Below are 22,121 nucleotides of genomic sequence, written 5' to 3' on the forward strand. Positions count from 1 at the left end.
GAACGACAATTTTTAATGCTCACCTACTTACCTTCCACCCATTCAACTTAACCGTGTCCCTAGAATATGCCTTAGTTCATGAGTGGTTAACCCCTCAAGCCACAGGAGGTTCAGAACTCGTAGTCCAGGAAATATTAAATCACATTGACGCTGATTTATACGCCCTGATAGATTTTGAATCCAGCAATCCAGAAAGTTACCTGTACAAACGTCAAATTGGCACAACGTTTTTACAGAAATTTCCCCAAGCCCGTCAAGGAGTCCAAAAATATTTACCCTTATTACCCTTGGCTATTGAGCAATTGGATTTGCGAGAATATGAAGTCATCTTATCTTCATCTCATGCTGTAGCTAAAGGAGTCTTAACCACCCCTAATCAATTGCATATCTGTTATAGCCATAGCCCCATGCGCTACGCTTGGGATTTAACCTTTGATTATCTCAAGCAAAGCAAACTAGGGCAAGGAGCAGTCGGCTGGATCACCCGCCAAATCCTCCATAATTTGCGGCAATGGGACGTAATTAGTGCCAATCGAGTAGATTACTTCATTGCCAACTCTCAACACACAGCCAGACGGATTTGGCGTTGCTATCGTCGAGAAGCAACCGTCATCTATCCACCAGTCAACCTAGATGAATGTCTCTTTTCCTCGGAAAAAGAGGATTTTTACCTGATAGTTTCTCGGTTAGTTAGTTATAAACAAGTTTCCTTAATTATTGAGGCTTTTAATCACCTAAAAAAACCCTTGATCATTATTGGCACAGGTCCCCAAATGAACAAACTACGGGAAATAGCCCAACCACATATTCAAATCTTAGGATGGCAACCCGATCATATCGTCAAAAATTATATGTCCCGTGCCAAAGCCTTTGTTTATGCAGCTTGCGAAGACTTTGGCATTGCCCTAGTTGAAGCCCAAGCTTGTGGAACTCCCGTAATTGCCTATGGTGCAGGTGGTGCATTAGAAACAGTTAGAGATATTCAGACACATCCTGATACAGGAACTGGTATATTATTTAAAATCCAAACAGTAGGAGCTATAGTAGATGCCGTAGAAAAATTTGTAGATCATCAGCATTTATACAATTACGAGTATATACAAACACACGCTAATCAATTTTCTCGCCAGGTTTTTGCAGAACGTTATCTAGGTTTTGTGAATGAATGTCGTGAAAAAGGAGTTTACCAAAAGTAAACATCGGCCTTTTGTATTTATTTTCTGAGAAGAGTGCAAATTTTTCCTCAAAATTACTGCCTTTTAGCTTTAAGATTGGGACTATGTGTGGTGTGGATTATAAAGGAGTATGATGACTGCCCAGAGTTCACTCCTCTCCGGCAAGCGATACCCGCGGAAGGATAACGGTACATCTGTGACTGTTTTATCAAAACGTGGTCAAAAAGTTAAACAGCCAAAGGTGAAATCCAGAAGTTTATCTTTTGAGGGTTTATACGGAGAGTTTTTTAAACGACTGTTTGATATAGTTTTTTCATTGTCGGTCTTGATTTTGTTTTCTCCCATCTACATGATATTGGCCTTATTGATAGCCATAAGCTCAAAGGGTCCGATCTTTTATGTTCAAGAACGGGTGGGCAAAAACTACCGCAGCTTCAATTGCATTAAGTTTCGCACCATGGTCAACAATGCTGACGAAATTCTTGTCGAAATGATGGCTACATCACCTAACCTCCGAGCAGAATTTGAAGACAATTTTAAGCTGAAAACAGACCCAAGAATCACTAAAATTGGTCACTTTTTGCGAATTACCAGCTTAGATGAATTTCCCCAATTTTGGAATGTTCTCAAAGGAGATATGAGTGTAGTTGGTCCAAGACCTTTAGTAGCGGAAGAATTAATCAAATATGGTGATTATATCAATCATGTTTTAACGATTCGTCCTGGAATTACTGGTTTGTGGCAAGTATCCGGGCGTAATGATATTCCATATCCTCGCCGGGTGCAAATAGACCTCCATTATGTCAATTTTAGGAATTTTTGGCTCGATTTGTGGATTATCCTGAAAACAGTTAATGTTGTCATCATGCCCAAAAATAAAGGAGCTTACTAAGTAAGTACGCAAATTCCATCTTATGGGGCAACATTATGCCCCAAAAACTATTTTCGATAGCAAAGGTATAAAATTTATTCTTACGCATATATACGGCTCAAGGAATTTCTATTACTGACAATAATTGATACACTTGAAATCAAGAATATTAATTGAACTAAACCTATAATTATTTGTTAAAGTGTTTTTTAGCAAAAATATTTGTTGACCTTTAAGAGGTTGTTTGAAAAGTATTATATCAAACCCGTAATCTCCAAAAACCTAACCCCCCTACCCCCCTTCCCTGCAAGGGAATGGGGGTTTTAAAGCCTCTCCCCTTGCAGGGGAGCTTGCAGGGGAGAGGTTTGGAGAGGGGTCAGTCTATACATTCAAAACTTTTCAAACATCCTCTAACTTGTAATAGCAACTAATATTTGTAGCCCGACTATTGGGCAGTTATATCAATTAACTGCTAATTTATATCAGAAGGTTTGTAATCTTCAACTAAAAATAACAAGGCATCACCAACCATGATACAAAGAAAACGGGCTTTAATTACTGGTATTACTGGTCAAGATGGTTCTTATTTAACTGAACTGTTACTAGAACAAGGTTATGAAGTACACGGAATTATTCGCCGTACTTCCACCTTTAACACAGACAGAATTGATCATATGTATGAAGATCCTCATAACGAGGGCGCAAGGCTATTTCTCCACTATGGTGATTTGACAGACGGAACAACACTGCGGCGGATTTTAGAAGAAGTTAAACCTACAGAAATTTATAATTTAGGCGCTCAATCCCACGTCCGGGTCAGCTTTGATTCACCTGAATATACAGTAGATGCTGTAGGTATGGGGACATTACGTTTATTAGAAGCAATCCGCGATTATCAACACCGCACTGGGATTGAAGTCCGTTTCTATCAAGCTGGTTCTTCGGAAATGTATGGTTTGGTGCAAGCAGTTCCTCAAAGTGAAACCACACCTTTTTATCCCCGCAGTCCCTACGCTTGTGCTAAGGTGTACGCTCACTGGCAAACCATCAATTACCGCGAATCTTACAATTTATTTGCTTGTAACGGTATTCTTTTTAATCATGAATCTCCAAGACGGGGAGAAACATTTGTTACTCGGAAAATTACTAGAGCAGTAGCCCGCATTGTTGCTGGTAAACAAAAAAATATCTACATGGGTAATTTGGACTCCAAGAGAGATTGGGGCTATGCGAAAGATTACGTCAAAGCTATGTGGTTGATGTTGCAGCAAGAGCAACCGGATGATTATGTGGTGGCTACAGGTGAAACCCATTCAGTGAAGGAGTTTCTGGAGTTAGCATTTAGTTATGTTAATCTCGATTGGCAGAAATACGTAGAATTTGATCAACGTTATCTGCGTCCTGCTGAAGTGGATTTACTAATTGGTGATCCCACTAAAGCCCAGCAGAAATTAGGCTGGCAACCATCGGTAACATTTAAAGAACTGGTTGCGCTAATGGTGGAAGCTGATTTACAAGCTGTGGGTTGTACTTCCTCCAATGGTAATGGTGCAAAATACCCTCAAGATATTGCTACTACCCGTCAAGAATTCGGATCTCTACACTTTTAATTCAGATCAAGGATAATAATATGACAGCCTTAGAATTAGAAAATAAACGAATTCTTGTCACTGGTGGGGCGGGTTTTCTCGGTCGTCAAGTGATAGATCAATTATGTCGGCATGGCGCTAATCGTGAGAAAATTACTGTAACGCGATCGCACGATTGTGATCTACGAGTATGGGAAAATTGCCAACGGGCAGCAGATCAACAGGATATTATCATTCACCTAGCTGCCCATGTTGGTGGCATTGGTCTAAATCGAGAAAAACCCGGCGAGTTATTTTACGATAACTTGATGATGGGAACTCAGTTAATCCATGCAGCTTATCAACAAGGGATAGAAAAGTTTGTCTGTGTAGGAACTATTTGCGCCTATCCTAAGTTTACCCCTGTACCATTTAAAGAAGATGACATCTGGAATGGTTATCCAGAAGAAACTAACGCCCCCTATGGAGTGGCGAAAAAAGCTCTCTTAGTCCAACTACAATCTTATCGTCAGCAGTATGGGTTTAATGGTATTTACCTGTTACCAGTGAACTTGTATGGACCTGAAGATAATTTCAACCCCAGCAGTTCTCATGTAATTCCCGCTTTAATTCGCAAAGTGGAAGAAGCCCAAACCAGGGGAGAAAAACAACTTCCTGTGTGGGGTGATGGTTCTCCTACCCGTGAGTTTTTGTATTCTACGGACGCAGCACGGGGAATAGTCATGGGAACACAGTTTTATAATGATGCTGAACCCGTCAATTTAGGAACTGGTTACGAGATATCCATTAAAGACTTAATCACCCTGATTTGCGAATTAATGGAGTATGACGGGGAAATTGTTTGGGAAACCGACAAACCCAATGGTCAACCCCGACGTTGTTTGGATACGGAAAGAGCAAAACAGGCTTTTGGTTTTACTGCTGAGGTAGAATTTAGAGAAGGCCTGAAAAATACTATTGATTGGTGGCGGAAAACCGCTACATAAGAGTATCTCGTTCCCAGTCTCCGACTGGGAATGCTTCATAGAGTCTCTGACTCTAGTATATATAGAAGGCAGAGCCTTCTTAATTCATTCCCATACAGAGTATGGGAACGAGGGAAATCTAAAATCTAAAATCTAAAATTGTCACAACTAACTAAAAAGGAATTGCGACGGGTTTTACTCCAAAAACGTCAGTCTATGACATTATTAGAATGGCGGGGGAAAAGCGATCGCCTCACCACCAATATCCAAAACTCGGTTATATTTAATCAAGCAAATACCATTCTCGCTTTTTTTAGCTTTCGTCAAGAACCTGATATTAGCTCACTGTATACCAACACTAACAAACGTTGGGGTTTTCCCCGTTGTGTTGATAAATCTCTAGTTTGGCATTCTTGGCAACCCCATGACACAATGAATATCGGTGCTTATGGGATTACTGAACCTCACCACGAAGCACCGATAATAGAGATTGACGAAGTAGATTTAATTATTGTCCCCTGTGTGGGTTGTGATGTCCAAGGATACCGCTTAGGTTATGGTGGGGGATATTATGACCGTTTGTTAAATTCTCCCGGTTGGGAGACGAAAGCGACTATAGGAGTAGTTTTTGATTTTGCTTATTTATCTCAATTACCGGTTGATAGTTGGGATAAGCCTTTAGAAAGGGTAATTACAGAAAATGGAGATTGAAGATGAATGAACCACTCCAGGCACAGAGGTCACAGAGAAATGAGGGTTTGAGAGATATTTTGCATAAGTCCTGATTTTATTAAATCGGAAATTTTTGATAAGATAAAAATATCATCTTGTTGGCGATTTGAATTTACAATTATATTCAATTTATAAATATGCGTATTGAAGAATTACATTTACAAAACTTTCGAGGTTTTCGAGAACTTAAATTAACGCTTCCTCCTGATTTGGCTGTGTTTATTGGAGTGAATGGTTCAGGTAAATCGTCTATTTTAGATAGTATTGCTATCCTTTTATCTCAATTTGTAGCCGACGTGAGTGTACATTATGAATCTCGTCTATATATTGAAGAGGATGATATTAAAATAACTTCCAATGAAGTTTTTCTATCTACTCGTGTTGAAGTTGATTCAAATAACAAGTTGTGGTGGGAAGTTAGTCAAGATAGAAAAAGGGGAATGCAATCCACGAAAGGAGACCTTTTTAATTATTTGCTGGAGAGACTTTTAAACGAATTAATTCCTATTCATGATGATGAGCGAATTTTACAAATTAATAATAAAAATGATTTAATTTTACCAATTATCGTTTTTTATCACACCGACAGAATATTAATAAAATCTTCAGCCATAAAAGATATGAGTGAAGAGGAAAGAGAAAATACTTATGATAATAATAGACTTATTGGTTATCAAACAGCTTTTTCAGGAAATATAAATGATTTTAGAGATTTCCTATATTGGTTTAAAGAAGAAGAAGAATATGAAAATGAAGTTAGATTAACACAAGATACCAACTTTAGAAATCCACGTCTTCAAATCATAAGGAAAGTATTAGAAACATTTTTAGAAAACTTTCCTAATGCGGAATTTTCCGATTTACACATAGTGCGTGCAAATTCTAAAAGAGAAGGTGGTATTCGTCGTTTAAGTAAACCTTCGTTAGTTATTAAAAAAAATGGTGAAAACTTCAAACTAGATCAACTTTCCGACGGGGAAAAAACCTTACTAATGATAGTGGTTGATATCGCAAGACGGTTAGCAATTTTAAATCCTAGTATTAATAATCCTGCCGAACTGCTAGAAAAAGGAACAGGAATAATATTAATTGATGAAATAGATTTACATTTACATCCTCAATGGCAAAGAATTGTCATTCCGAGTTTTAGAAAAACATTTCCCAACTGTCAATTTATTGTTACTACTCATTCTCCTCAAGTTTTGAGTGAAGTCAACCGAGAAAACGTATTTATTTTAGAAGATTCAGAAATTGTAGAATTAACACCCCATACTTTTGGTAGAGACAGTAACTCAATTCTTTCTGAGGTTATGGGTGTGGAAAAAAGACCTGTGAAAATGCAAGAAAGAATAGATAAATGTTTTGAAATGATAGATAATGATAACTTAGAAGAAGCTAAATTAGAACTGCAAAAATTATCTGAATCCTTGGGAAATAATGATCCAGATATGATTCAAGCTTATACACTTATTGACTTTTTAAACAGGGTAGAATGAAACGCATTATCAAAGGTTATGAACCTCGATGTCTTTTACAATATCGTCAAATAAATGGGGCAAATTATGACGGATATAGTCCAAAAAAGTCTTTAAAAGAGGCATTATTGACTGAACAAGTTTATATCTGTTGCTATTGTGTGCGACGAATATCTGAAGATAATATGGAAATTGAGCATTGCGAACCACAAAGTAAATATCCAGAATTACAAATAAATTATAAAAATCTCCTTGCTTCTTGTTTAGGTAATCGTCGTAGTAAAAAGGATAATCAGCATTGTAATCCAAGAAAAGGCGATGCAGAAATAACTATTAATCCATGCGATTCTACTAAAAATTGTGAAAATTATATCAAATATAGTTCTACTGGAAAAATTTTTTCTGATGATGAAACTATCAATCATGAACTAAATGAAATTTTAAATCTTAACCTTCAAACTCTCAAGGATAATCGTCAAACCAAATTATTTACTCTAATTAATGCGTTAAATAAAAAATTCCCTAATAAAACTTGGTCAAAAGAAGCTATCAAAAAGAAACTAGAGGAACTTAGTAGCAAAGATGTAGAAGGCAAATATACTGAATATGTCCAATATATTGTTTGGTATTTAAGCAAAAGATTAAATAACCCTTAAACCGTGTAATAAGGTACTCTCACATCATGATCAAATCTGATATCTTCTGTAAAAATTATGTAGAAGTTATCAGGTAGAGTTATGAGTAGAATTAACGGATTTGTCGGTCGTCGTAACTTCTTAAAATTCGTAGGTTTAAGTACCTTGAGTATGGGTACTTTGACTGCTTGTAATGAAATCATTACTAACCGTTCAGAAATTACAATTCCTGAAAATAATCCTAATCCTAATCCAGTGAGTGCAGAGGAAGCAAAAAGAAGATTAATAGCAGGAAACAGAAGATTTGTTAATCAAAATCGTCAATATCCCAATCAATCAAAAAGACGGTTGCAATCAGTATCTAAAAAACAATATCCCTATGCAGCAATATTAGGATGTGCAGATTCTCGCGTACCCCCAGAAATAATTTTTGATCAAGGATTAGGAGATTTATTTGTCGTGCGTATAGCTGGTAATATTGCCAGTAATGAAACTATTGGGAGTTTAGAATATGCTACTGCTAATTTAGGAACACAATTAATAGTTGTTTTTGGTCATAAAGGATGTGGTGCAGTATCAGCAGCGATTGACAATCAACCAGATGATGGTAAAATTAACTCTGTAGTTGATGGCATTAAGCCAAGTTTGTCTCAACCTCAAAGAACAAGAAGTAATATTAATGATGATAACAATCCAGTGATTAATAATATTGAATACCAAGCTAGGAAATTGCAGAATAGTTCACAAATTATAGATAGATTAATCCGTGATGACAGATTAAAAATTATCGGTGCTTACTATGATATTAATACTGGTAAAGTTAGATTTTTAACTTGATATTTATTCCTCTTTTTTTCTTTATCTGCGTTTATCTGCGTTTATCTGCGTTTACAAGCTACCATGAATCTTCAACTCAAAACAAATCATATAGAAATTATCAAAAATCATGCACAAAAAACCTATCCAGATGAATGTTGTGGGCTAATTTTAGGTTATAAAAATAGTGAATATAAAATTGTAGTAGAAATCATCCCCACAGAAAACGTCTGGAATACAGAAAAAGGCAATTTTACAGAGGACCAAAAACATAGTACCAGCAGAAGATATGCAATATCGCCCCAAGTCATGTTACACACGCAAAAAGCAGCGAGAAACCGTAATTTAAATATTATTGGGATCTATCATTCCCATCCTGATTCTCCAGCTATTCCTTCAGAATGGGATAGAATATACGCTTGGACAGAATACTCTTATGTGATATTATCAGTGCAAAATACTCAAGCTAGTGAACTGCAAAGCTGGACTCTTGACGACAACCACCAGTTTCAATCCGAGACAATTAAACTGATAAAATTAGCAAATTTAAGTTAACATTAATACTCCGCGCTGATTCCTACAACTGCTATGCTAAATCCCAATCTGGATGAAATCCAGTTGACGAAAGACGACTACGAACGCTATTCCCGCCACTTAATTTTGCCAGAAGTGGGCATGGAAGGGCAAAAACGCCTAAAAGCCGCCAGTGTATTGTGTATTGGTACAGGTGGACTAGGTTCGCCATTACTGTTATATCTTGCAGCAGCAGGTATAGGCAGAATTGGTATTGTTGATTTTGATGTTGTGGATACCTCTAACCTCCAACGTCAAGTTATTCACGGGACATCCTGGGTAGGTAAACCCAAAATCGAATCAGCAAAAAACCGGATTCATGAAATTAACCCCCATTGTCAGGTTGATTTGTATGAAACCCGTCTGAGTGCAGAAAACGCCCTGGATATTATTCGTCCTTACGATATCGTAGTTGATGGCACTGATAACTTCCCAACGCGGTATTTAGTCAACGACGCTTGCGTATTGTTAGATAAACCCAACGTCTACGGTTCTATCTTCCGTTTTGAAGGACAAGCAACCGTCTTTAACTATGAGGGTGGTCCTAACTATCGTGACTTGTACCCCGAACCACCACCACCAGGAATGGTTCCTTCTTGTGCAGAAGGTGGAGTGCTGGGGATTTTACCGGGAATGATTGGCATTATCCAAGCTACGGAAACAGTGAAAATTATTCTGGGCAATGGTACTACCTTGAGTGGTAGACTGGTGCTTTATAATGCCTTGGATATGAAATTCCGGGAGTTGAAACTGCGTCCTAACCCCATCCGTCCAGTTATTGACAAGCTAATAGATTACGAACAATTCTGTGGTATTCCCCAAGCCCAAGCTGAAGAAGCGAAACAGCAAATGGAAATTCAAGAAATGACTGTGAAGGAGTTGAAGGCGTTATTAGATGGTGGGGCAAAGGATTTTGTGCTGCTAGACGTGCGTAATCCTCATGAGTATGAAATTGCGAGAATTCCTGGTTCTGTGTTAGTCCCTTTACCAGATATTGAAAATGGTGATGGTGTGGCTAAGGTGAAGGAATTACTCAATGGACACCGTTTAATTGCTCATTGTAAACTGGGTGGACGTTCCGCGAAAGCCTTGGCTATCTTGAAGGAAGCGGGGATTACTGGGACAAATGTTAAAGGGGGAATTAATGCTTGGAGTCAAGAAGTGGATGCTTCTGTTCCTCAGTATTAATCATTTTTTTTCAGGATTGTTGATCATGTTTAGCTTAAACCTATAACTATCTCCAGTCCGATGTTAACAGCAAGATACCCGATATTTTAGATAGTTGGGTATCTTGTGATGATGTATATAGAGGCATCTATTTTAGTTATTGATATAATTTATACAAAAAAATCTTTAAAAAATACCAAAATTGTCCATTACTTATACTTCTTTTAAAGTGTAAGATGTCTAAAGTTTGCACAAACTTCATGAAAAATTTAGCCATAACAGTTTCCAGCTAGAAGAGGACATCCCCTAATCATAAAACATGGCTTGAGCAGAATGTGGTATTACCCTTGCTGCTTGATTTAGATACTAAAAGACTTTTCGCTTTCCTGCTATCAATAAACAGGGATTGAGGGTAAATTTACTTTCAAAAACTCAACTTGAGCAGTACCTATCGTCACAGCAACTTGCCGAAACAATAATATATTGCATTATGGATACGCTTTCCACAACTAAGTCTAAGATTCTGATTGTAGATGATGATGTCAGTGTCCGTAACCTGATTCAGCGTTTCTTGAGTCGTAAATATGAGATAGAATCAGCCGCGGACGGTAAAACGGCTCTTGTTGCTTTTGAAAAATTAAATCCGGCTTTAGTGATTCTTGACTGGAATTTACCAGATGCAAATGGATATAAACTGTGTCAAGAGATGCAGAGCCGTACTAATGCTTTGGTAATGATGCTTACTAGTCGCAATGATGAAGCTGATAAGATCAAGGTTTTAGCTGCCGGTGCGGATGATTTTTTAACTAAACCATTTAGTTTGGCTGAGGTGGAAGTTAGGGTGGAAGCACTATTAAGGCGTGTTCGCTATATTCAGCCTAGTGTTTCACAACGTCTCACTTTTAATCAGTTGTCTATTAATTCGGAAGCACGGGAGGTTACACTCAATAATAAGGCTTTGCCTTTGACTGCTTTGGAGTTTAATATTTTACATTTTCTGGCTACCCATCCTAGACAAGCATGGAGTCGTACTCAATTAATTCAAAAGATTTGGGGGTGTGATTATGTGGGTGATGGGCGCGTTGTTGATGTGCATATTGGTCAATTACGCAAGAAAATGGAGGCTGATTCTAGTATGCCGGAGTTTATTAAGACGGTACGGGGTTATGGCTATAAGTTTGATCCACCTGAAAATACCACAGTTTAAATTTGGCGAAATATGATGGTTGTGATGGCTTAACAATTTGCTCAAATCTGGGCTTGATGAGATGATTTAGGTGATTAATCGGTAGATATTGGGGCTAAAGTCTGTCAGGGAGTCGTATCTACTCAAGCCTCGGATAAAACCTTTAATTTTTTGCTTCTATAGGATATTCTCTGGTTTAGGAACAACTGCACTGTTAGCTTTAAAAAATATATATGCAAATTACTGTAATGACTTTTAACCTCCGCTATGATAAACCAGATCCTGGGGTGCGTCAGTGGAAAAAGCGTGTAGGGGCGATCGCTTCTTTAATTCAACATTACAAACCGGATTTGCTGGGTACACAGGAGGGTAAATCTCATCAACTGGCGGATTTACAGGCGCTCTTACCTGAATATAACATAATTGGGGGCGATCGCACTGGGACAGGAACGGGTGAACATTGTGCAATTTTCTACAACCCACAATGTCTGAAACTTCAGGAAACACAGGATTTTTATCTCAGTGATACTCCAGAAATTCCTGGTAGCATTACTTGGGGAACTCGTTTACCACGTATGGCTACTTGGGCTAATTTTGAAGTTGCTAATCCTGGTCTATCTTTAACTATATTAAATACCCATCTAGATCACGAAAATGCCAAATCTAGGGAGTTAAGTGCAGCTTTAATTAGTCAACGGTTGGCGGAATTTCCGTTAAAAAACTACTTACTGCTAACGGGGGATTTTAACGCTAATCCTGGTACTCTAGAACGGCAAATTTTTCTATCCCCTTTAGCTAATGGCAAACAATTACAAGATCCTTTAGAGACTCTGCCTCTAGAACAACAGAAAACTTTTCATAATTTTACGGGTCAAGCCTGGGATGCTATTGATACTATATATTGCGATCGCTGCGCTGACCAAAGGTATCGCTCTTTCTCAGTAGAACAAGTCATTATTGATCGTCAACAGTGGGAAGGGGTGTGGCCTTCTGACCATTTTCCAGTGATTGTAAAATTAACAATAGTTTCATGATTTGAACTGTGTAGGTGCAGGAATTTTTCGACCTAACTCTTGAGCAGTTTCTATCCATTCCTGCATAATAATTTCTATATTTTGCAGTGCTTCTTGATAAGTTTCTCCCTAAAGTTACAAGTTCAAAAGCGATCGCACATCCCCAAACATGAACTGCTTGCAGCAGCACTTCGCTATCGCACATCACCACATCTCTAAACAGCAAACTGACAAGTCAGCGCTTGCGTGATCGCTCATCCCCACATCCCCAAAACAATGATTCATAATCAATATTCCTAAATATTTTAACTCACAGCATATTCTGTAAACTGCCTCATAAAAGGAGACTGAAAACCTAAGAGGCTCTTGCGTCTCTTTTATGGAGAATTAATACTAAAGTGCCAGTTTAATAAACTACGTAATCGGAAATTACTAAAGTTACGAAAGCCATATCCAAGTCTTTTGATTAATTTGAGTTTATTATTAATTCCTTCAACAGTACCACTCGTAGTTCTGCCATCAAAATAACCTACGACTTCACCAAACCATCTAATCATTGTTCCTATACTTTTGGGAAAATACGAAAGTCCATTGTGCATCCAATCTAATAAATTGATTATGCTTTTACCCCAAGACTTAGTAGATTTTCTCTGAATAGATTTTCGGCTCTACCGGACTTAGTATGCTAAACTGGAGGGAACTCTTAACTGGGAACTCTTAACAGGGAACAGGAAGAATGTCAGATATTAATGACTTTAAAGACTTAATAATTTGGCAAAAAGGAATGGATATTGCTCAAAGATGCTATTTCCTCACTAAACTTTTTCCCAAAGATGAGTTATATGGTATGGTTCAACAAATTAGAAGAAGTGCTGTATCTATTCGGTGCTAATATATCTCTTATGATATGGACGAAGATATAGAGGAGAATATATAAGATTTTTAAACATAGCTCAAGGGTCAGTTAATGAATTAGAAACTCATCTGATTTTATCTCACCGAGTAGGATTATGTTCAGAAAAAGATGTAGAAATGATTCTTAATTTATTAAAAGAAGAAAGCAGAATGATTATTAGTCTTATTAAAAAACTAGAAAATTAAAATTTTTCCCCTGTTCCCAGTTAAGAGTTCCCTGTTCCCTTCTCTCAATTTCTCGGTTTAGCATAACAAGTACCGAAGAGCCAGATTTTCTAAGGATTTATTTTTAAATGTTTGTATCATTTATCTTTGAATTTTATATCATTATATGAATTATACAAAATTTCTACTTACAGTTACGAAATCGCACTTCCCCACACCCTCAAACGCGAACTGACAAGTCAGCGCTTGCGCTATCGTACCATCCCACACCCCAAACAGCGATACCTTCGGTAAGCTTCGCTAACGCTCTCCCAACATCCCAAACAGCGAACTGCTTGCAGCAGCGCTAGTTCCCTCCGGGACGCTCCGCGAACGCGATCGCTCTCCCAACATCCCTAAAACAGCGATCTGCTGAAAGCAGCAGCGCTTCGCTATCGCCTCAATTCATCACCAGAATAAAAAATGATAAGATACTAATAAGATTTTATTCATATTAGAAACTTATGAATGTGAGTTTTCCGATACCAAAAGAACTTGAGTCTTATCTTGAGGTTCAGCTTCAATCTGGCAATTATGATACTGTAGCGGACTATTTTTTGATGTTGTTGCAGCAGGATCAACGGCGTAAGGATGCTCAAGCAAAATTAGCTAGTTTGTTGCAAGAAGGTTTGGACTCAGAAGCAGAACCTGTAACTCCTGAATATTGGCAAGATTTGCGCCGTTCAGTCTTTGGTAAGGCGCAGTAGTGAGTATGGCTTTCCAGGTAATTGTTCGCAATCGTGCTACCCAGGATATTAGACAACAAGCAAATTATATTTTGGTCAATGGCAATCGGGAATCAGGGGAGAAGTTTTTGGAGTTTGTTGAGTCTGCTTTTGCTCAATTGGCAATAACCCCCAATATGGGTAAGGTTGTGTTGTCTTTGTCTGATATGGGAACAATTCGTCAGTGGCGGATTAAGAATTTTAAGGACTATTTGATTTTTTATAAAGTCCAAGAGGAACAAGTGGAGGTTCTACGGGTTTTGCATGGAGCGAGAGATTTAGAGGATTTATTGCCATTCTTAGATGAGGAAGTTTAATTTTTTGATTCCTAGGTCGCGCTAGTTCCCTCCGGGACGCTACCGCGAACGCTATCGCACTCCCCACATCCCAAAACAGCTATATCTTCCCTTGACAAAATATTTTCATACAATTAACATGAAATTATCAAATAATTTATTGAAAGTATGATGTTTAGCTTAAGCGATATTCACCCCTTATCAGAGTTTCAGCGAGGAGCAAAGATGTTTCTGGATAAGTTAAAAGAAACTAAATCTCCTATTGTGCTGACTGTGAATGGTAAAGCTGCTGCTGTGGTTCAAGATGCTGAAAGTTATCAAAAAATGATTGATAGACTGGAATTACTGGAATCCGTTGCCAAGATACGTCAAAGTATAAATGAGTTTGAACAAGGTGAGGGTATGCCGTTAAATCAAGCATTTGCAGAATTTAAGGAAAAGTATGGCATACCGGATTGAGATTTTACTTAGTGCTATTGCTGATATTGAGAGTATTTTCCTGATAGGAAAAATTGGATAATGGTAAAAATTATGTTGCAAGCAATTGAAGGAATTTACAAAGATGGTAAGGTAGAACTTAAAGAATTACCATCTGATATTTCAGAAAGTTTTGTTATTGTCACTTTTTTAAAATCGAAAAAAAATCACAAAAAAGATCAAATAATGCTGTTTGGTATGTTTTCTGGAAATCAGCAGTCAACAGAAGCGGATTTTGAAATTGCTGAATTTCATGGGGATAGTGAAGACAGTTTAGACTGGTCATAATAAATTATGAAATATGTCCTAGATACTCATGCTTTAATCTGGTTTCTTGAAGGTAATTTAAAGTTAGGTCCAAATGCTAAAGTTATCCTTTGTGATCCTAATTCACAGTTAGTTATTCCTGCGACTACCTTAGCTGAGGCTGTTTGGATTGTAGAAAGAGGTAGAACATCTATTCCTACTCCTAAAGATGTAATTTTAGCAGTAGAAGCTGATCCTCGTGTGGTAATTTATCCCCTTGATCAAGATGTTATTGAAATGACTATGAATTTATCTGCTATTAATGAAATGCACGATAGACAAATTGCGGCAACTGTGTTAGTTTTAGCCAGTAAAGGTGAAGTTGTACGGTTATTGACGTGCGATAAAAATATAACTACGTCGGGTTTAGTTGCTATTGTTTGGTAGTTTGTAGGAGAGATCGCACTACCCCACATCCTTAAACGCGATCGCTCATCCCCACATATCCAAACAGCGATTCCTGCGGAGCGCAACGCTTACGCATTCCCAACATCCCAAACAGCGATCTCATTCCCATACCCCCAAACAGCGATTCCTGCGGAGCGCAACGCTTACGCACTCCCAAACCCCAAAAGCGATTCCTAGGTCGCGCTTCGCTATCGCATTCCCCACATCCCAAAAAGCGAACTGCTTGCAGCAGCACTTCGCTATCGCATCCCCACATCCCAAAAAGCGAACTGCTTGCAGCAGCGCTTCGCTATCGCACCATCTCCAACAGCACAAAACTATAGTAGCTTTATACTTAGGGCTTGCTGAAAAAGTGTTTCTGGAAAGGCAAGGGAACATTCGTCTTTATGTAAATCACCTCTTATATAGAGAGAATAATAATCAAGCATTGCAGACTCATTTAAGCCGTTGATAGTAAATGTATTATCAGGTGATCTCCCACGCTTCTTACAATCTTCTTGATAGGAAATTGGAGAACCTTTTTCACAATAATCTGCCAAATAGTATTTTTTAGAAGAATCTTCTTTTTGATTGGCATTTCACCTTTCCAAATAAAAATGTCAACAGGCATAAAAATTACAACTCCCTTCTTAATCTCAAATAATTACCAAATCATCCCCAAGTTCAAAACAAAACCCTTCAAAACATCTTCCCCCGAAACCGTAGCAGGAGATTTCAAAACCTCAACCTCCTTACCAGGTATATAAATTTCCACTTGACGAGATTTCCAATTGATTAATATACCCAAACGCACACCATTATCTATATATTCCTTCATCTTTTCCTGTGTAGTCTTCAAACTATCACTAGAAAAAAGTAACTCAATTACAAAATCAGGACAAATGGGAGGAAATTTTTGTTTTTCCTCATCAGTTAAATTATTCCATCTTTCTAACTTTACCCAAGCAGCATTAGGGGAGCGAATAGCACCATTTGGTAAAATAAATCCGACATCAGAACCAAAAACTACACCTTGTGATTTGTCATCGTTCCAATTTGCTAATTGAGCAGTTAAACCAGAATTAATATTGCCAGTTATCCCACCCAATAAAGGTTTTAATAAAAGACTACCATCAGCATTACGTTCAATTTTGATTAATTCATTGATTTGGCAGATTTCAAAGAATTGATCATCAGTTATTTGAATTGATGGAGGTAGATAGAGAGTGATAAATTCTAAACCAATGTCATAACTTGCTCATATTCTTCCTTATGACTTTGCAAAGCATCCCAGACATCAACTTTTTGCTGAAGATTCAACCAAAGTCTATGTCCATTTCCCAAAGCTTTACCAAGACGAATTGCAATATCTACAGTAATTGATTTTTCACCATTAATAATTTCCTGAATTGTTTGATTAGATACTCCTAAAATTTCAGCAAAATTGCTAGGATTAATATCTAAATCATCTAAAATATCTGCAATTATTTCACCAGGATGTATTGGTCTTACTAATCTATCTTGAGTAATATCTTGCAAATTATTCATAATTAATACTCCTTAATAATTTGGTTGGCTTTATTTAACGATGTTCAATCATTCAATACTATATTAACACAACATTCATTAATGGTAATCTTCTAAATTGACATCATAAGCATCCCCATCTTCAAATTTAAACGTTATCCGCCAGTTTCCTGATACCTTAATTGACCAAGTTCCTTTTCTGTCTCCTTTTAATTCATGCAAATCATATCCCGGTAATTTTATATCGTCTACCATTAAAGCTGAGTCTATAACTTCAAGCCTAATTCTAATTTTCTTTTCTAAATTTGCAGGAACTCCTTTATTAAAATTTTCTCTGAATAGATTTTGTAATGCTTTACTTTTAAATGTTTGAATCATCTTGAATTTTATATCATTATGTAGATTATACAAAGTTTCTACCTACAGTTACGCGATCGCACCCCACATTTCCAAACAAGCGATCTCACTCCCACACATCCCAAACAGCGATTCCTAGGTCGCGCTTCGCTATCGCACCCCACAAACCCAAAACAGCGTATAGTTAAATTAGGCTTAAAACTATAAATAAGCAAAAAATGTATGTCTAACTATCAAGAATTGTTACAACAGGCTAAAAATCTGACTCCAGAAGAACAACTTAAATTAGTTGAAAATTTATCTATCTTAATTCGTCAACAATTGAAAATGACATCAAAACCAAAGCGTAGTATTCTAGAATTACGTGGTTTAGGTAAAGAAATCTGGGGAAATATTGACGCTCAGGAATATATTAATCAGGAGCGTGATTCATGGAATGGTTAAATGAATTACAGGGTAAAATTATAGGTTTAGATACTGCACCGCTAATTTATTTTATAGAAGAAAATCCTATTTATTTAGAAGTTACAGATGTTTTTTTACAGCTATGTATAGAGGTTAGTTCAGTGTTGTCACGTCGGTTTTAACTATATCAGAAGTTTTAGTTTATCCTTTACGTGCAGGAAATACGATATTAGCTCAACAATATCGTGATATTCTTTTTAATTCTCAAGGTTTAACAACTATTGAAGTGTTACCAGATATTGCTGAAAATGCGGCTAAATTAAGAGCAGATTACAATTTAAGAACACCGGATGCTATTCAAATGGCTACTGCTATTTATGGTGGTGCGTCTTTTTTCTTGACAAATGATATACGTTTACCTTCTTTACCAGGGTTAACTGTGTTGGTTTTAAATCAATTGATAAGTTAAGTGCTTTGAAATAGAGCGATCGCACTCCCACACCTCCCAAAACAGCGATTCCTGCGGAGCGCTTCGCTATCGCACTCCCACATCCCAAAAGCATCAATTAAGCAGACATTAAACGCTGTGTAGGTTCAGGAATTTTTCGACCTAACTCTTGAGCAGTTTCTATCCATTCCTGCATAATAATTTCTATATTTTGCAGTGCTTCTTGATAAGTTTCTCCATCAGCAGCACATCCCGGTAAATCTGGAACTTCTGCGATAAATGCTTGGTCTTGTTCACTCCAATAGAGATTAATTTCATAGCGCAGAGTCATCTTAACCTCCTAGCTGATATTTAAGTAACATTTCACGGACTTGTTTAACTTGATATGCTTTGGCTTTTCCTTGTTTGGGTTGAAGGTTCAAGATTTCTTCAACTCCTTCTTTTGTAAAAATGTGGTGACTACCACGAATTCTTTCATCAAATCCTAATCTGATTAAGAGTTGACACAATTGCTCAAAGGATATATTTGTGTCAGATGCGCCTGATAGAATTTTAGCTGATAGCTTGTCTTGTTGACTCACAAGTTATAATTTTATTGACTCAGATGCTTATAATAATCGAAAGCGATGCCTTCGGTCAGCTTCGCTATCGCACTCCCACATTCCCAACATCCCCAAAAGAGCGATTCCTACGGAGCGCTTCGCTATCGCACCTCCTCACAACCCTAACAAGCGATTCCTACGGAGCGCTTCGCTATCGCATCCCCCACATCCCAAACAGCGATTCCTACGGAGCGCTTCGCTATCGCACTCCCACACCCCAAAAGCGATAGCACCTCCACACCCCCAACCAGCGATCGCACTCTCCACATCCTCAACAAGCGAACTGCTTGCAGCAGCGCTTCGCTATCGCACTCCCCGCATCCCCAAAAGCAACCTAGCGATCACTATTGCATAGTATTTTTGTACTTATCAAGATTTTACACCAACAATCAAATACAATTTCCGTAGATATGACAGTTTAGGGGGTAATTTTGGGTAATACTAAGAAAGCTCAATAAGTTAAATATAGCTTTGTATGTCTACTGAATTAACTGCTGAAACTTTAATCCCACTTTCTGTCCAAGAACGGAAAGCACTAATTTTGCATCATGCTTCATTAATTGATGTGACTCACATCGCAGATGAAGATTTACACATAGCATATAAATACGGAAAAATTATTTCCTCAATAGCACCAGCTTACTTCCAATATCAAATTGCACAAGACAAGCAGAATGGATCTGTTTTAGAATTAGATAGACAATCTCAGTTAATTAGTAGTAAAACTGAAAAATTCGCAGATGATTTTATTGAGTGGTTAAAACTCGACTTTGAAAAGAAAAATTCAATAATTGAGGATCATCCTAACCCATCCAATCTTTTTGAACTCTGTGGAGCTAAATTGCTAGTTACTAGCAACTCAGTGACAAGAAGCCTTAGTACAACAATGGGAAGTCTCTGGGAAAAGATATCTAATATTAGTCCTTATATTATTAACCCAGAATTTGAATTTGGAATTAAAATTACTGGAATTGATATTCTACTTTTTTCGGAAGAAACAGTTAAGTTTGCACAACTAAAAACTCTAAAAGGAACATTGACTGGTTCCCAAGTACCAAGAGCAAAAAAAGAATTAAGTATTCATGAAAACTCTTTGTTTATAGCAGCTTTTGATTTAGGTAAATGGACTTTTTCAAATAGAAGTAACATTCCTCGCATTGCTGGTAAACCATTTTGGAATATGATTTGCATGGATTATGATCTAGTTGAAAATCATATCCGAGATATGTTACAGAAAATTGATCAAGCATTTGCTGAATTAGCCACAAAATAAATAGTTACCAAATCTATAGAGAAAAAAGTGAAAGTTGTTCAGATATCTCTTTACCTTTTGCTTTCTTTCCTTGAATTAAGTTGAGAAGATAACTACCAAGTTCTTTAGCAAGTAATACGGGAACTGCATTACCAATTTGTTTATATTTAGAACTGATAGAACCATAAAAAATCCAATCATCGGGAAAAGTTTGAATTCTTGCAGATTCACGGACAGTTAAAGAACGTAATTCTACAGGATGACACATATCTGTAGCTTTTTGGTGTGGACTTGTTGTAATTGTTGGAGAAGGTTTATCCCAAGATAATCTTCTATAAAAACCCACTTTTCCACCTCCCGAATTATAAGCACCTCCCATAGCTTCTTGTTTTAATTCTTCTGGTAAATGCTTCCAGTTTTGTCCAGCTTCCAATAATCTTAAATATTTTAAGCGACTTTCTGGATAAGCCATAAATTCTTGTTCTGTATCAACTAAATCTGTTATAGCATCTTCTAAAGTTCGCCATTTAGGTAAAATTTTACCATCTTTACAATATTTGGGAATAGGAAATGTAGCAGCTTCACCATCTCTAGAACCAATAAATACTACACGCGCTCTATTCTGTGGAACACCATAATCTGCTGCTTCTAAAAGGTTATAAACGATGTTATAGCCTATTTCCTTCATTTCTGATAATACTACTTTCAAAGCAGCACCAGCTATTTCATCAACTTCCAAGGGTGGGTAATCTTTTCCTCTTTGGTTAATTGGTCTATGACGAAGTGGAGCAGAAAGCAAACCTTTGACATTTTCCATTAAGAAAAAACGGGGTTGGACTTCTTTAACAATGCGAACAAAGTCCATGAATAAACTACCGCGAGGGTCCATAACTGAACCTCTTTTCCCTGCGGTACTAAATGGCTGACAAGGTGGACCACCTGTTACTAAATCTACTTCTCCTGGTTGTAAAGCACGTCCTAAATTTAAAACTATTCCCCCTTCTTCAAGTAATTCTTGAGAACTGACGTTTTGTATTTCTCTGGGAATAGCACTTTCTTGCAAAAATGGACGATTAAGAGCAATTGTTTTTGTAGCATCACGGTCTTTTTCTACTACACTTACTGTATGAAATCCTGCTTGTTCCATACCCAAGTCTAGACCAAAAGCACCTGTAAATAAGGAAATAGAAATAGCTTTACCATCTATCATTCTTGTCGTTCCCCAACAATTACTAAAATCAATAGTTATATAATGAGATGTATAAGGAACTTGCTCATATATCACTAATTAGATCAAGTGTATCACTCTTTCGTGATAGATAAATTGAATAATTGTAAACATTACCAAATCATCGCCAAATTCAAAACAAACCCCTTTAAAACATCTTCCCCTGAAACCGTAGCAGGAGAATCCAAAACCTCAACCTCTTTTCCTGGTCTATAAATCTCCACTTGACGAGATTTACGATTAATTAATATACCCAAACGCACACCATTATCTATATATTCCTTCATCTTTTCCTGTGTAGTCTTCAAACTATCACTAGGAGAAAGTAACTCAATGACAAAATCAGGACAAATAGGAGGAAACTTTTGTTTTTCTTCATCACTTAAAGCATCCCATCTTTCCAACTTAATCCAAGAAGCATCAGGAGAACGATCTGCACCATTTGGTAATTTAAAACCAGTAGAAGAATCAAAAGCTATCCCAGTACCATCAGCATCAGTCCAATTAAATAATTGTTGATTGAGTCTACCATTACGATTTCCCGTTTCTCCCCCCGCAGGTGACATAATTATTAATTCCCCATTTGCATTTCTTTCAAATCTCAATTCGCGGTTGTTTTGACATAGCTGAAAAAACTGATCATCAGTCATATCTATCACTGATTTTAAACTCACAGTTAAAGCATTCATAACCACATCCCACAATTACAAAAATTGTTATTTTCCCAAATCATAAACTAATCTCCCTCTTCCTTTGCTCCTTTGCGACTACCCTTCGGGATCTCTAAGAGAGATT

The 22,121-nt window shown here is 37.2% G+C and carries 31 protein-coding genes and 2 pseudogenes; 23 read left to right on the forward strand and 10 right to left on the reverse strand.

Annotated elements, in window-relative coordinates:
* Window positions 1-53: 53 nt before the first annotated feature.
* The 12 genes from AA650_RS25075 to AA650_RS25130 all read left to right on the forward strand — a co-directional run bounded on the left by AA650_RS25075 (window position 54) and on the right by AA650_RS25130 (window position 12,218).
* On the forward strand, window positions 54-1,196 hold the full coding sequence (locus tag AA650_RS25075) for a glycosyltransferase (protein WP_053541096.1): 1,143 nt from the start codon (window positions 54-56) through the stop codon (window positions 1,194-1,196).
* Window positions 1,197-1,308: 112 nt separating this feature from the next.
* A complete protein-coding gene (locus AA650_RS25080; protein ID WP_053541097.1) occupies window positions 1,309-2,067 on the forward strand; it encodes a sugar transferase in 759 nt (252 codons plus the stop codon).
* A gap of 509 nt (window positions 2,068-2,576) precedes the next feature.
* Window positions 2,577-3,656, forward strand: a complete 1,080-nt coding sequence (gene gmd, locus AA650_RS25085) for a GDP-mannose 4,6-dehydratase (protein WP_053541098.1) — start codon at window positions 2,577-2,579, stop codon at window positions 3,654-3,656.
* 20 nt (window positions 3,657-3,676) lie between these two features.
* Window positions 3,677-4,621 carry a GDP-L-fucose synthase family protein gene (locus AA650_RS25090; RefSeq protein ID WP_053541099.1) on the forward strand — a complete coding sequence of 315 codons (945 nt, stop codon included), beginning with the start codon at window positions 3,677-3,679 and terminating at the stop codon, window positions 4,619-4,621.
* A 138-nt stretch (window positions 4,622-4,759) separates the two neighbouring features.
* On the forward strand, window positions 4,760-5,311 hold the full coding sequence (locus AA650_RS25095; RefSeq protein ID WP_053541100.1) for a 5-formyltetrahydrofolate cyclo-ligase: 552 nt from the start codon (window positions 4,760-4,762) through the stop codon (window positions 5,309-5,311).
* A 158-nt stretch (window positions 5,312-5,469) separates the two neighbouring features.
* Window positions 5,470-6,828: an AAA family ATPase gene (locus AA650_RS25100; protein WP_053541101.1), complete on the forward strand. Its 1,359-nt coding sequence runs from the start codon at window positions 5,470-5,472 to the stop codon at window positions 6,826-6,828.
* Complete coding sequence (locus AA650_RS25105) at window positions 6,825-7,463, forward strand: retron system putative HNH endonuclease (RefSeq protein WP_053541102.1); 639 nt, start codon at window positions 6,825-6,827, stop codon at window positions 7,461-7,463. Before AA650_RS25100 ends, AA650_RS25105 begins: the two co-directional genes overlap by 4 nt.
* Before the next feature lie 81 nt (window positions 7,464-7,544).
* Window positions 7,545-8,279 (forward strand): carbonic anhydrase, encoded by a 735-nt coding sequence (locus AA650_RS25110; protein WP_053541103.1) that lies wholly within the window; start codon window positions 7,545-7,547, stop codon window positions 8,277-8,279.
* A gap of 63 nt (window positions 8,280-8,342) precedes the next feature.
* Window positions 8,343-8,813: a M67 family metallopeptidase gene (locus AA650_RS25115; protein ID WP_053541104.1), complete on the forward strand. Its 471-nt coding sequence runs from the start codon at window positions 8,343-8,345 to the stop codon at window positions 8,811-8,813.
* 33 nt (window positions 8,814-8,846) lie between these two features.
* Window positions 8,847-10,019, forward strand: coding sequence for a molybdopterin-synthase adenylyltransferase MoeB (gene moeB / locus AA650_RS25120; RefSeq protein ID WP_053541105.1), 1,173 nt, complete (start codon window positions 8,847-8,849; stop codon window positions 10,017-10,019).
* Between the two features lie 469 nt (window positions 10,020-10,488).
* A complete protein-coding gene (locus AA650_RS25125) occupies window positions 10,489-11,205 on the forward strand; it encodes a response regulator transcription factor (RefSeq protein ID WP_053541106.1) in 717 nt (238 codons plus the stop codon).
* Window positions 11,206-11,417: 212 nt separating this feature from the next.
* On the forward strand, window positions 11,418-12,218 hold the full coding sequence (locus AA650_RS25130) for an endonuclease/exonuclease/phosphatase family protein (RefSeq protein WP_053541107.1): 801 nt from the start codon (window positions 11,418-11,420) through the stop codon (window positions 12,216-12,218).
* On the opposite strand, the pseudogene AA650_RS28930 reads toward AA650_RS25130, so the two are convergent.
* Together AA650_RS28930 and AA650_RS27350 are read right to left on the reverse strand one after the other, a co-directional pair.
* Window positions 12,213-12,326, reverse strand: a pseudogene (locus AA650_RS28930) (type II toxin-antitoxin system HicB family antitoxin); the annotation flags it as partial. The gene AA650_RS25130 and the pseudogene AA650_RS28930 sit on opposite strands and share 6 nt — an antisense overlap.
* A 248-nt stretch (window positions 12,327-12,574) precedes the next feature.
* A pseudogene (locus tag AA650_RS27350) lies at window positions 12,575-12,844 on the reverse strand (transposase); the annotation flags it as partial.
* Between the two features lie 89 nt (window positions 12,845-12,933).
* Here AA650_RS27350 and AA650_RS29005 point away from each other — a divergent pair.
* From AA650_RS29005 to AA650_RS25165, 7 genes are all read left to right on the forward strand, one after another.
* Complete coding sequence (locus AA650_RS29005) at window positions 12,934-13,089, forward strand: four helix bundle protein (protein WP_250636666.1); 156 nt, start codon at window positions 12,934-12,936, stop codon at window positions 13,087-13,089.
* A 56-nt stretch (window positions 13,090-13,145) separates the two neighbouring features.
* Window positions 13,146-13,298 carry a four helix bundle protein gene (locus AA650_RS29010; RefSeq protein ID WP_235335026.1) on the forward strand — a complete coding sequence of 51 codons (153 nt, stop codon included), beginning with the start codon at window positions 13,146-13,148 and terminating at the stop codon, window positions 13,296-13,298.
* Window positions 13,299-13,780: 482 nt separating this feature from the next.
* On the forward strand, window positions 13,781-14,023 hold the full coding sequence (locus tag AA650_RS25145; RefSeq protein WP_053541109.1) for a ribbon-helix-helix domain-containing protein: 243 nt from the start codon (window positions 13,781-13,783) through the stop codon (window positions 14,021-14,023).
* Between the two features lie 5 nt (window positions 14,024-14,028).
* Complete coding sequence (locus AA650_RS25150; RefSeq protein WP_027402785.1) at window positions 14,029-14,358, forward strand: type II toxin-antitoxin system RelE/ParE family toxin; 330 nt, start codon at window positions 14,029-14,031, stop codon at window positions 14,356-14,358.
* A 147-nt stretch (window positions 14,359-14,505) separates the two neighbouring features.
* A complete protein-coding gene (locus AA650_RS25155; RefSeq protein WP_233455439.1) occupies window positions 14,506-14,796 on the forward strand; it encodes a type II toxin-antitoxin system Phd/YefM family antitoxin in 291 nt (96 codons plus the stop codon).
* 72 nt (window positions 14,797-14,868) lie between these two features.
* On the forward strand, window positions 14,869-15,102 hold the full coding sequence (locus AA650_RS25160; RefSeq protein WP_053541413.1) for a hypothetical protein: 234 nt from the start codon (window positions 14,869-14,871) through the stop codon (window positions 15,100-15,102).
* Between the two features lie 6 nt (window positions 15,103-15,108).
* On the forward strand, window positions 15,109-15,507 hold the full coding sequence (locus AA650_RS25165) for a type II toxin-antitoxin system VapC family toxin (protein WP_053541110.1): 399 nt from the start codon (window positions 15,109-15,111) through the stop codon (window positions 15,505-15,507).
* 31 nt (window positions 15,508-15,538) lie between these two features.
* Here AA650_RS25165 and AA650_RS25170 read toward each other — a convergent pair whose 3' ends face one another.
* The 4 genes from AA650_RS25170 to AA650_RS25185 form a co-directional block, all read right to left on the reverse strand.
* The gene (locus AA650_RS25170) at window positions 15,539-15,784 is read right to left on the reverse strand and encodes a hypothetical protein (RefSeq protein ID WP_053541111.1); all 246 of its coding nucleotides are present in this window, start codon (window positions 15,782-15,784) and stop codon (window positions 15,539-15,541) included.
* 387 nt (window positions 15,785-16,171) lie between these two features.
* Entirely contained in the window at window positions 16,172-16,753 is a 582-nt protein-coding gene (locus AA650_RS25175; protein ID WP_053541112.1) for a Uma2 family endonuclease, read from the reverse strand.
* A complete protein-coding gene (locus AA650_RS25180) occupies window positions 16,744-17,055 on the reverse strand; it encodes a HigA family addiction module antitoxin (protein WP_053541113.1) in 312 nt (103 codons plus the stop codon). The genes AA650_RS25175 and AA650_RS25180 overlap by 10 nt, the downstream gene beginning before the upstream one ends.
* A 78-nt stretch (window positions 17,056-17,133) precedes the next feature.
* Window positions 17,134-17,412 (reverse strand): type II toxin-antitoxin system RelE/ParE family toxin, encoded by a 279-nt coding sequence (locus tag AA650_RS25185; protein WP_053541114.1) that lies wholly within the window; start codon window positions 17,410-17,412, stop codon window positions 17,134-17,136.
* A gap of 201 nt (window positions 17,413-17,613) precedes the next feature.
* Here AA650_RS25185 and AA650_RS25190 point away from each other — a divergent pair, with 201 nt between their 5' ends.
* Genes AA650_RS25190 through AA650_RS28940 form a run of 3 tightly spaced genes read left to right on the forward strand, consistent with a single transcriptional unit; the run spans window position 17,614 to window position 18,265 of the window.
* Window positions 17,614-17,835, forward strand: a complete 222-nt coding sequence (locus tag AA650_RS25190; RefSeq protein WP_053541115.1) for a hypothetical protein — start codon at window positions 17,614-17,616, stop codon at window positions 17,833-17,835.
* Window positions 17,823-17,978, forward strand: a complete 156-nt coding sequence (locus AA650_RS28935) for a hypothetical protein (protein ID WP_234413258.1) — start codon at window positions 17,823-17,825, stop codon at window positions 17,976-17,978. Before AA650_RS25190 ends, AA650_RS28935 begins: the two co-directional genes overlap by 13 nt.
* Window positions 17,979-17,980: 2 nt before the next feature.
* Window positions 17,981-18,265, forward strand: coding sequence for a type II toxin-antitoxin system VapC family toxin (locus tag AA650_RS28940; RefSeq protein ID WP_234413448.1), 285 nt, complete (start codon window positions 17,981-17,983; stop codon window positions 18,263-18,265).
* A gap of 97 nt (window positions 18,266-18,362) precedes the next feature.
* On the opposite strand, the gene AA650_RS25200 is transcribed toward AA650_RS28940, so the two are convergent.
* Window positions 18,363-18,575 (reverse strand): type II toxin-antitoxin system HicB family antitoxin, encoded by a 213-nt coding sequence (locus AA650_RS25200; protein WP_053541116.1) that lies wholly within the window; start codon window positions 18,573-18,575, stop codon window positions 18,363-18,365.
* 1 nt (window position 18,576) lies between these two features.
* Entirely contained in the window at window positions 18,577-18,825 is a 249-nt protein-coding gene (locus AA650_RS25205) for a type II toxin-antitoxin system HicA family toxin (RefSeq protein ID WP_053541117.1), read from the reverse strand.
* Between the two features lie 496 nt (window positions 18,826-19,321).
* Here AA650_RS25205 and AA650_RS25210 point away from each other — a divergent pair, with 496 nt between their 5' ends.
* On the forward strand, window positions 19,322-20,119 hold the full coding sequence (locus tag AA650_RS25210; RefSeq protein ID WP_053541118.1) for a hypothetical protein: 798 nt from the start codon (window positions 19,322-19,324) through the stop codon (window positions 20,117-20,119).
* Between the two features lie 13 nt (window positions 20,120-20,132).
* Here AA650_RS25210 and AA650_RS25215 read toward each other — a convergent pair whose 3' ends face one another.
* Window positions 20,133-21,308, reverse strand: a complete 1,176-nt coding sequence (locus AA650_RS25215) for a DNA cytosine methyltransferase (RefSeq protein ID WP_053541119.1) — start codon at window positions 21,306-21,308, stop codon at window positions 20,133-20,135.
* A 131-nt stretch (window positions 21,309-21,439) separates the two neighbouring features.
* Window positions 21,440-22,015 carry a Uma2 family endonuclease gene (locus tag AA650_RS25220; RefSeq protein ID WP_053541120.1) on the reverse strand — a complete coding sequence of 192 codons (576 nt, stop codon included), beginning with the start codon at window positions 22,013-22,015 and terminating at the stop codon, window positions 21,440-21,442.
* Between the last annotated feature and the right edge of the window lie 106 nt (window positions 22,016-22,121).

It is taken from the genome of Anabaena sp. WA102 (genome assembly GCF_001277295.1).
Lineage (GTDB): Bacteria > Cyanobacteriota > Cyanobacteriia > Cyanobacteriales > Nostocaceae > Dolichospermum > Dolichospermum heterosporum.

Bases quoted from the DNA above. Each gene is read 5' to 3' on its own strand.
- AA650_RS25080 (WP_053541097.1), top strand. From the start codon at position 1,309: ATGACTGCCCAGAGTTCACTCCTCTCCGGCAAGCGATACCCGCGGAAG.
- gmd (WP_053541098.1), top strand. From the start codon at position 2,577: ATGATACAAAGAAAACGGGCTTTAATTACTGGTATTACTGGTCAAGAT.
- AA650_RS25090 (WP_053541099.1), top strand. From the start codon at position 3,677: ATGACAGCCTTAGAATTAGAAAATAAACGAATTCTTGTCACTGGTGGG.
- AA650_RS25100 (WP_053541101.1), top strand. From the start codon at position 5,470: ATGCGTATTGAAGAATTACATTTACAAAACTTTCGAGGTTTTCGAGAA.
- AA650_RS25105 (WP_053541102.1), top strand. From the start codon at position 6,825: ATGAAACGCATTATCAAAGGTTATGAACCTCGATGTCTTTTACAATAT.
- AA650_RS25110 (WP_053541103.1), top strand. From the start codon at position 7,545: ATGAGTAGAATTAACGGATTTGTCGGTCGTCGTAACTTCTTAAAATTC.
- AA650_RS25115 (WP_053541104.1), top strand. From the start codon at position 8,343: ATGAATCTTCAACTCAAAACAAATCATATAGAAATTATCAAAAATCAT.
- moeB (WP_053541105.1), top strand. From the start codon at position 8,847: ATGCTAAATCCCAATCTGGATGAAATCCAGTTGACGAAAGACGACTAC.
- AA650_RS25125 (WP_053541106.1), top strand. From the start codon at position 10,489: ATGGATACGCTTTCCACAACTAAGTCTAAGATTCTGATTGTAGATGAT.
- AA650_RS25130 (WP_053541107.1), top strand. From the start codon at position 11,418: ATGCAAATTACTGTAATGACTTTTAACCTCCGCTATGATAAACCAGAT.
- AA650_RS29005 (WP_250636666.1), top strand. From the start codon at position 12,934: ATGTCAGATATTAATGACTTTAAAGACTTAATAATTTGGCAAAAAGGA.
- AA650_RS25145 (WP_053541109.1), top strand. From the start codon at position 13,781: ATGAATGTGAGTTTTCCGATACCAAAAGAACTTGAGTCTTATCTTGAG.
- AA650_RS25150 (WP_027402785.1), top strand. From the start codon at position 14,029: ATGGCTTTCCAGGTAATTGTTCGCAATCGTGCTACCCAGGATATTAGA.
- AA650_RS25155 (WP_233455439.1), top strand. From the start codon at position 14,506: ATGATGTTTAGCTTAAGCGATATTCACCCCTTATCAGAGTTTCAGCGA.
- AA650_RS25160 (WP_053541413.1), top strand. From the start codon at position 14,869: ATGTTGCAAGCAATTGAAGGAATTTACAAAGATGGTAAGGTAGAACTT.
- AA650_RS25165 (WP_053541110.1), top strand. From the start codon at position 15,109: ATGAAATATGTCCTAGATACTCATGCTTTAATCTGGTTTCTTGAAGGT.
- AA650_RS25170 (WP_053541111.1), bottom strand. From the start codon at position 15,784: ATGTGGGGATGCGATAGCGAAGTGCTGCTGCAAGCAGTTCGCTTTTTG.
- AA650_RS25180 (WP_053541113.1), bottom strand. From the start codon at position 17,055: ATGAATAATTTGCAAGATATTACTCAAGATAGATTAGTAAGACCAATA.
- AA650_RS25185 (WP_053541114.1), bottom strand. From the start codon at position 17,412: ATGATTCAAACATTTAAAAGTAAAGCATTACAAAATCTATTCAGAGAA.
- AA650_RS25190 (WP_053541115.1), top strand. From the start codon at position 17,614: ATGTCTAACTATCAAGAATTGTTACAACAGGCTAAAAATCTGACTCCA.
- AA650_RS28935 (WP_234413258.1), top strand. From the start codon at position 17,823: ATGGAATGGTTAAATGAATTACAGGGTAAAATTATAGGTTTAGATACT.
- AA650_RS25200 (WP_053541116.1), bottom strand. From the start codon at position 18,575: ATGACTCTGCGCTATGAAATTAATCTCTATTGGAGTGAACAAGACCAA.
- AA650_RS25210 (WP_053541118.1), top strand. From the start codon at position 19,322: ATGTCTACTGAATTAACTGCTGAAACTTTAATCCCACTTTCTGTCCAA.
- AA650_RS25215 (WP_053541119.1), bottom strand. From the start codon at position 21,308: ATGATAGATGGTAAAGCTATTTCTATTTCCTTATTTACAGGTGCTTTT.
- AA650_RS25220 (WP_053541120.1), bottom strand. From the start codon at position 22,015: ATGAATGCTTTAACTGTGAGTTTAAAATCAGTGATAGATATGACTGAT.